Here is a 6,745-nt window from a genome sequence, read left to right as displayed (position 1 = left end):
CCCCCCCCCCCCCCCCGGCCCGGGGAAACGGTCCTCGGCTCAGACATGGCCGTGCACCCCGGCGGCAAGGGCGCGAACCAGGCCGTCGCGGCGGCTCGGCTCGGCGCGGACGTCGCCTTCGCGGGGCGGGTGGGGTCGGACGCGTACGGCTCGATGCTGCTTAGCGGGTTGCGCGCGAACGGCGTCGACACGTCGCTCGTGACGGTCGGTGACGGTCCGACCGGGATCGCGCTGATCACCGTCGACGAGCACGGCGAGAACACGATCACGGTCTCCCCGGGGGCCAACGGCCGCTTCCGTCCGGAGCACGTCGCGGCGCTGGTGCCGGTGTTGCGCCGCGTCCGTGTGGTGTCGGTGCAGTTGGAGATCCCCCACGAGACCGTCACCGAACTGCTGCGCCGGTGCCGCGATGCGGGCACGCGCGTGGTCGTGAACGCGTCGCCGGGTCCGTGGCGCGCGCCGGAAGACGTGCTGGAGCTGTGCGATCCGCTGGTGGTCAACGAACACGAGGCGGGAGACGTCGCGGCGTCCGGCGCCGCGGCCGAGCCGGACACCGGGCGCGTGGCCGCCGCGTCGCACGCTCCCGTGGAACGCGCCCGGCGCGCACTCGCCGGCCTGCGCGCGGCAGGTGCCCGGCCGCGCTCGCTGGTGGTGACGTTCGGCGCGGCCGGCGCCGTGTGCGTCACCGGCGACGGACGGACGCTCCACGTGCCCGCACCGGCCGTACACGCCGTCGACACCACGGGCGCGGGCGACGCGTTCACCGGAGCGCTCGGCAGGTGCCTGGCCCGCGGCGACTCCCTTGCGGACGCGGTGCGGTTCGCGGTGCGCGTCGGCGCGGCGGCCGTCACGGCCGAGGGCGCCCAGACGTCGTTCCCGACTCCGGGCGACTTGCCCGGCCGCGGGTAGCCCGGCCCGGTCGCCCTCACGGGGCCGGCAACGGCCGACGGCCCCGGGGCGACGCGCGGATGCGGTCGGCCGGAGCCGTCGGTGGGGTTCTCCCGCGACGTGTTCGCGCGGCTCAGTCCTCGCGCAACTCCGGACGGCCGGGCTGCTCGCCGCCGCGTGCTTCGCCGTACGAGGTCTTCGGCACCATCACCTTGCGCTTGAAGACGCACACCAGCGTGCCGTCCTGCTTGTAGCCCTTGGTCTCGACATGGACGACGCCGCGGTCGTTCTTGGACTTCGACTCCCACTTGTCGAGCACGACCGTCTCGCCGTAGATGGTGTCGCCGTGGAAGGTCGGCGCGACGTGGCGCAGGGACTCGATCTCCAGGTTGGCGATGGCCTTGCCCGAGACGTCCGGCACGGACATGCCGAGCAGCAGCGAGTAGATGTAGTTGCCGACCACGACGTTCTTGCCGAAGTCGGTCGTCTTCTCGGCGTAGTTGACGTCCATGTGGAGCGGGTGGTGGTTCATCGTGAGCAGACAGAACAGGTGGTCGTCGTACTCGGTGACCGTCTTGCCTGGCCAGTGCTTGTAGATCGCACCGACCTCGAACTCCTCGTAGTAGCGGCCGAACTGCATCGTGGTCCCCTCTGAGCTGCGGAAACGTCGTCTCGGCTTTTCTCGGCTCTGCTGACGGGCCCGGCACCGCACCGGCACCGGCTCCCACCCTCAGCCGCCGGGCACGCCGCACCCCGTCGGGTACCTGCCGCGGACGGTCAGATGCGGGGGCGATGGCGTACCCATACACGTCGGCCGCGACCGAAAACGATCAACACCCGACCCGGCATGAGACCTCGATGATAGGAACCCCGCCGGTTCGCGCCGACGACGCATACCGGGCAAGTGAGGACGAGGGCTTCAGCGCCCGGCGGATCCGCGCCGCCGGGACGCGGGAGGGAGCAGGTCGCGGGCCCGCGTGCGCAGGGCGGCGAAGAGCGCCGGGTGCCCGGCGGGGTCGACGGTCGCGATCAACTCCGCCACCGCGACGACTTCGGCGATGCGACCCAACTCTGTTTCCAGCACCGGGAATTCGCTGCGGACTCGCGCTGCCGTCCCGGGGCTCGCCAGCGACCAGGCGTACAGCTTCGCCGCGTCGTAGCCGACGGGGGCATGGCCCCAGCGGTCCCAGCCGATGACGTGTGGCCCGTGCGCGGTCACGTGCGCCCAGTGCAGGTCGGCGTGCGACGGGACGGTCCGCTCGATGCGCGGGGCCGGCACACCGAGGAGCCGCGGGACCGTCGCGTCGATCCGCGTCTGGTCCACGGCGACGCGGTCGGTGTCGGCGCGGCCGACGGTCTCCAGCGTGCGCCGCAGCGTGGCCCACCAACGGTCACCGGGGTCCGGACCAAGGGACGCCTCCGGTGTGGACGAGCACATCGGCTCGTCGAGGCAGGCGGCCAGTTCGGCGCGGTACGCCGTACCGCCGTCCGCCCAGTCGTACAGGTTGAGCAGCGGCGGCCGCACCCCGGCCAGGTCACCGAAGGCCTTCTCGGCGGCCGCGTTGCCGTCCCAACTCCCCCCGCGCGCACGCGCGACCGGGGCCGACCGCACCGCCAGCCACGCGGCGCCGCGCTCGTAGCGCACGCGGCGACCCGCGGCGCGTCCGGACCGGCCCCACACCGTCGGGCCGTCGGCGACCACGCCGAGGGCTTCACCGGCCTGGTCGAGGGCGTCGATCATGCGCACGGCGTCCACGGGGTCGGACGGCGGCGCGTGCATGGGTCTCCCTAGGCTGGTCGGGGCACGTTCTCTCGGGATGTTTCCCCCGTCGGCGGCGAGAAGCACCGGACACCCCCAATGGGCCGGTGACGGGAGTAACCGTTTGGCGTGTGCTGTTCGGATCAATTGCGAAGTGACCGAAGCCGACCGGGTCGAGCAGGCCGTCCCCGGGACCGCCAGGAAAGTCAGGAGCCCCATGTACCAGCGCATCCTCGTCGCCGTCGACGCCACCCCCGAGTCCGCCGGCGTCCTCGCCCACACCGCCGAGCTCGCCGTGTCGCTGGGCGCCGCGGTGCGCGTCCTGCACATCCAGACGATCGACGTGGTCGGCGGCGGGACCCTCGGCAACGTGGTCGAGGCGGAACCCGACGAGGCCGCCAAGAAGCTCGTGACCGACGCCGTCGAGACACTCCGCGCGGCGGGAGTGGAGAACGTCGAGGGCTGGGCCGGCGAGACGCTGCGCAGCGACGTCGCCGACACGGTGGTCAAGCACGCGAAGGACTACGGCGCCGACATGCTGGTCCTCGGCGCCCGCCGCCACCACGGCCTGTCCGGCGTGTTCTTCGGCAGCGTCAGCAACGCCGTGTCGCACCACGCGCCGTGCCCGATTCTGCTGGTGCCCTGAGGCTTCGGAACGGGATGGGGGCCTGCCTGGCCACGGGCAGGTCAGGTGAGGGGAACCGCCTTGCGGCCCGGGTCGCGAAGGTCGGTGCCGTGTTCGAGCCAGCGTTCCTGGAGCGCTTCGGCGCCGTGCACCCGCTTCCAGGCGGTCTCCGCCGCCGTCATCGGCAGCAGCGGCAAAAACCGTACGGGCTCCGCCGGTTCGGGGAGGCCGAGATCCGGGAGCAGGCCGCCGGGTTCGGCGACCAGGACCGCGCTGAACGCCGCGCCCTCCCACAGCGGCCCGCCGACGTCGAGGGACGCGCCTGACGCCACCACGACGCCTTCCACCTGCGGCGACGCGGCCAGCACCGCGAGGGGCCGCAGGACGGTGTCATGGGCGCCGCGGACCGAGAGCACCAGCTCGGCGCGCGGTCCCCGGACCGGGTCGGCGAGGGCGGCGGCGGGGTCGGTCATCGGGGACCGCGACATGCCCAGCGTCACGTAGCGCACGACACCGCCCTCGTCGGGACCGAAGCGCAAAACCTCGATGCGGTCGGTGCCGACGAACGTGACACCGGCGCGCCCGGACGGCTCGCCGAACGCCGCGACGACGTGGGCTTCGACCAGGGGAATCGGGTCGATCGGTTCGGGGGGCGGCGTCAAGTCGAGCATGGGCGGCATCGTACGCGTTCGCCGCGACGTCACCTCGCGGCAACTTGCCGCCTGCTACCCTGATTTGCTGGCCCGCTCGGAATTCCGGTGCGGCGCCGTCGTGCGGAACTGGCTTCCCCTGGCGGGGACCGGCCCAGGGAGGTGGTTGTCGTGCATACCGGCTCATCGTGCAGTACCGGCGGTTCCCCCGACCTCCCTCGATACCCCGTCCGCGTCCGCGCCCTCTGAGCCGCGGCACGGCTGATCCCGCGCCACCTGTCGTCGATCGCCGACGAGCGTTGGCTCTGGTGACGTACGCGAGCCGTGCCCGTTTTCCCATCAGGCCTTCGGACCGGCTCTTCTTCCCTTGCCGCAAGCCCGCCCCGGGCATGCCACGCCTTGCGCGCCGCAGCGCGAGGACGCCGCGTGCCTTGACGCGCCCTCCTGTGAAGGAGCCCGCCATGTCGATGATCCGCGATCTGCGTGCCGCCGTCCGTCCCGCCGTGATCCGGCGCAGGCCGACGCTTGCCGCCGTACCCGATCCGGTCACGGGCGACTGCGTCGTGGACTGCGCGGTGTACCGCAACGGCGCCCGGCAGCAGGGCTGCACGGCGCCCGAGGCGGCGATCGAGGACGTCCACGCGCGCGGCGACGGCTTCGTGTGGATCGGTCTGCACGAGCCGACGTCCGCCGAACTCGCAGGAATCGCCGAGCGGTTCGGTCTGCACCCGCTCGCGGTCGAGGACGCGGTGAAAGCCCATCAGCGTCCCAAGCTGGAGCGCTACGACGACACGCTCTTCGCGGTGTTCAAGACCGTCCGGTACGTCGAGCACGAACACCTCACCGCGACCAGCGAGGTCGTCGAGACCGGCGAGATCATGGTGTTCCTCGGCCGCGACTTCGTCGTCACCGTCCGCCATGGCCGGCACGGCGGGCTGGGGGAACTGCGGCACCGGCTGGAGGCGGCACCCGATCTGCTGGCCGCCGGCCCGTCGTCGGTCCTGCACGCGGTCGCCGACCGCGTGGTGGACGCGTACCTGGACGTGACGCAGTCGATGCAGGACGACATCGACGAGGTCGAGAACGAGGTGTTCGGCAACCGGGGTTCGGGCGACGCGGGCCGCATCTACCAGCTCAAGCGCGAACTGCTGGAGCTCAAGCGGGCGGTCACCCCGCTCGGCCGCCCGCTCCAGACGCTCGCGGAACGCCCGATGCGCCAGGTGCACCCCGACATCCGCGAGTACTTCCGCGACGTCGAGGACCACCTCGCACGCGTCAGCGAACAGATCGCGTCTTTCGACGAGTTGCTGACGTCGATCCTCCAGGCCAACCTCGCGCAGGTGACGGTCGCGCAGAACGAGGACATGCGGCGCATCTCGGCCTGGGTGGCCATCTGCGCGGTGCCCACGATGATCGCGGGCATCTACGGCATGAACTTCGAGCACATGCCCGAACTGCAATGGCGGTACGGCTATCCGACCGTGCTGGGGGTCACGCTGACGGTGTGTCTGATGATCCACCGCGGGTTCCGGCGCAACGGGTGGCTGTAGGCGCCGGCCCGCGTTCGAGGGGCGGGCGCCGTCGTGTGGCGCCCGCCCCTCGTACCGCGCTGGTCCTACAGGTTGAGTCTTCCGACGATGTTGCGCGCGCGTTCCGCGTACGACGTCTCGACCAGCACGTCGTAGCGCGCGGCGACGAGCTGGCTCGTCGAGACGAAGTCGCGCTTGCCGCCCATGCTGCGGTAACCGATCCAGCCGAACAGCGCGCCCGCGAGGGCACCCCACACGACACCCATGAACACGATCCAGATCCACCCGGTGGCGCGCTCGGCGAAAATGCCGAGGAACAGACCGATCAGCAGACCGAACCACACACCGCTCGCGGCACCGGCCAGGGCGGCCTTCTTCGCGTCGAGGCGGCCCAGCACGTTCTCCACAAGACGCAGGTCGGCGCCGACGATCGAGGTGTGCTCGACGGGGAACTCGTTGTCGGACAGGTAGTCGACGGCCCGCTGAGCACCCGCGTAGTCGGTGTACGACGCCACAACCTCGCCGACCCCACCACCGGGCGCACCGCCCGCGGTCGGCCGGAACTTCTCCTGTCCGAACATGGCATTCTCTCCCAGGTCGGTCGGCAGCGGACCGGGTGGTCCACTTTGTGCCGCTGATCCGGGTACCCGAATGGCCCGAAACCATACGAGACGGGCTCGTGCACACGCTGTCCACGAGCCGGCCGCGCTCGTTCGCGGTCGGACGTGCAGGGCGGCTTGGTGCGTGTGAGCCGGTCCCCGCCATCGCCCGCGCGGGGCCGGTCCCGCACGGGCAGCCGCGTCGGGGATTGCGCGCGGGAGCCGTTCCTCACCACCAAGCCGTGGGCCCACGACCAGCTACGACAGCGCGTGGCGGGCGCCCGCAATGCGTCGACCTGCCCCCGGCCTCGCGATTCGTGCCCGGGCCGCTCGACGACGTCGGTACAGCAGTGCCGGCGGTGATCGGCTGGGAGGCCGCCGTCGAACGCGCCGGGGCTGCCGGAAGCAACAGGGGCGCTGCGCCGGATGCGCACGCAGGACGCCGCGTGGCGGGGCCACAACGCCGCAGGGGCACGCCCCGGCGAATACGCCGTGCGGGCCCCGCCGGTGAGTTTTGCGGGTCGTCGGCGAAATCGACCGCCGTTCGGCGTAACCGGGAGGGCGGTCCGTCGTTGTGCCGCGTAAGCGCGGAAACGTGCGCCGCGGTCCCCGCCCGCGGGGATCGCCCGGGTCTCGCCGGGAAACTTCGTCCCTGTCATCACGCGGGAACGCCGTGGTCCGGGAGCCCACAAGGC

The 6,745-nt window shown here is 72.1% G+C and carries 7 protein-coding genes; 3 read left to right on the top strand and 4 right to left on the bottom strand.

Annotation, left to right across the window (positions count from 1 at the left end; translation table 11 throughout):
- Nucleotides 1-909, top strand: a 909-nt coding sequence (locus tag ACRX5W_RS04735) for a ribokinase (RefSeq protein WP_436786602.1), incomplete at its 5' end; no start/stop codon positions are given.
- A gap of 112 nt (nt 910-1,021) precedes the next feature.
- Here the strand turns inward: ACRX5W_RS04735 and ACRX5W_RS04730 are convergent.
- Both ACRX5W_RS04730 and ACRX5W_RS04725 read right to left on the bottom strand, forming a co-directional pair.
- Nucleotides 1,022-1,528, bottom strand: coding sequence for a MaoC family dehydratase (locus ACRX5W_RS04730; protein ID WP_436786601.1), 507 nt, complete (start codon nt 1,526-1,528; stop codon nt 1,022-1,024).
- A 279-nt stretch (nt 1,529-1,807) separates the two neighbouring features.
- Nucleotides 1,808-2,668 (bottom strand): hypothetical protein, encoded by an 861-nt coding sequence (locus tag ACRX5W_RS04725; protein WP_436786600.1) that lies wholly within the window; start codon nt 2,666-2,668, stop codon nt 1,808-1,810.
- Nucleotides 2,669-2,864: 196 nt separating this feature from the next.
- On the opposite strand from ACRX5W_RS04725, the gene ACRX5W_RS04720 reads away from it, so the two are divergent.
- Entirely contained in the window at nt 2,865-3,293 is a 429-nt protein-coding gene (locus tag ACRX5W_RS04720; protein WP_436786599.1) for a universal stress protein, read from the top strand.
- Between the two features lie 41 nt (nt 3,294-3,334).
- Here ACRX5W_RS04720 and ACRX5W_RS04715 read toward each other — a convergent pair whose 3' ends face one another.
- On the bottom strand, nt 3,335-3,943 hold the full coding sequence (locus ACRX5W_RS04715; protein ID WP_436786598.1) for a suppressor of fused domain protein: 609 nt from the start codon (nt 3,941-3,943) through the stop codon (nt 3,335-3,337).
- Between the two features lie 440 nt (nt 3,944-4,383).
- Between ACRX5W_RS04715 and corA the strand changes: the two genes are divergently transcribed.
- Entirely contained in the window at nt 4,384-5,472 is a 1,089-nt protein-coding gene (gene corA, locus ACRX5W_RS04710) for a magnesium/cobalt transporter CorA (RefSeq protein WP_436786597.1), read from the top strand.
- Nucleotides 5,473-5,537: 65 nt separating this feature from the next.
- Here the strand turns inward: corA and ACRX5W_RS04705 are convergent, their stop codons facing one another.
- On the bottom strand, nt 5,538-6,032 hold the full coding sequence (locus ACRX5W_RS04705) for a general stress protein (RefSeq protein WP_436786596.1): 495 nt from the start codon (nt 6,030-6,032) through the stop codon (nt 5,538-5,540).
- Between the last annotated feature and the right edge of the window lie 713 nt (nt 6,033-6,745).

Origin of the sequence: Yinghuangia sp. YIM S10712 (genome assembly GCF_051388935.1) — a bacterium.
In the GTDB taxonomy this organism is placed as follows: Bacteria; Actinomycetota; Actinomycetes; order Streptomycetales; family Streptomycetaceae; genus Yinghuangia.
This window is presented reverse-complemented; position numbering and strand designations above follow the sequence as displayed.

What these genes read in the sequence shown, in the direction of transcription:
- ACRX5W_RS04720 (WP_436786599.1), top strand. Translation starts at nt 2,865, where the DNA reads ATGTACCAGCGCATCCTCGTCGCCGTCGACGCCACCCCCGAGTCCGCC.
- ACRX5W_RS04705 (WP_436786596.1), bottom strand. Translation starts at nt 6,032, where the DNA reads ATGTTCGGACAGGAGAAGTTCCGGCCGACCGCGGGCGGTGCGCCCGGT.
- corA (WP_436786597.1), top strand. Translation starts at nt 4,384, where the DNA reads ATGTCGATGATCCGCGATCTGCGTGCCGCCGTCCGTCCCGCCGTGATC.
- ACRX5W_RS04730 (WP_436786601.1), bottom strand. Translation starts at nt 1,528, where the DNA reads ATGCAGTTCGGCCGCTACTACGAGGAGTTCGAGGTCGGTGCGATCTAC.
- ACRX5W_RS04715 (WP_436786598.1), bottom strand. Translation starts at nt 3,943, where the DNA reads ATGCTCGACTTGACGCCGCCCCCCGAACCGATCGACCCGATTCCCCTG.
- ACRX5W_RS04725 (WP_436786600.1), bottom strand. Translation starts at nt 2,668, where the DNA reads ATGCACGCGCCGCCGTCCGACCCCGTGGACGCCGTGCGCATGATCGAC.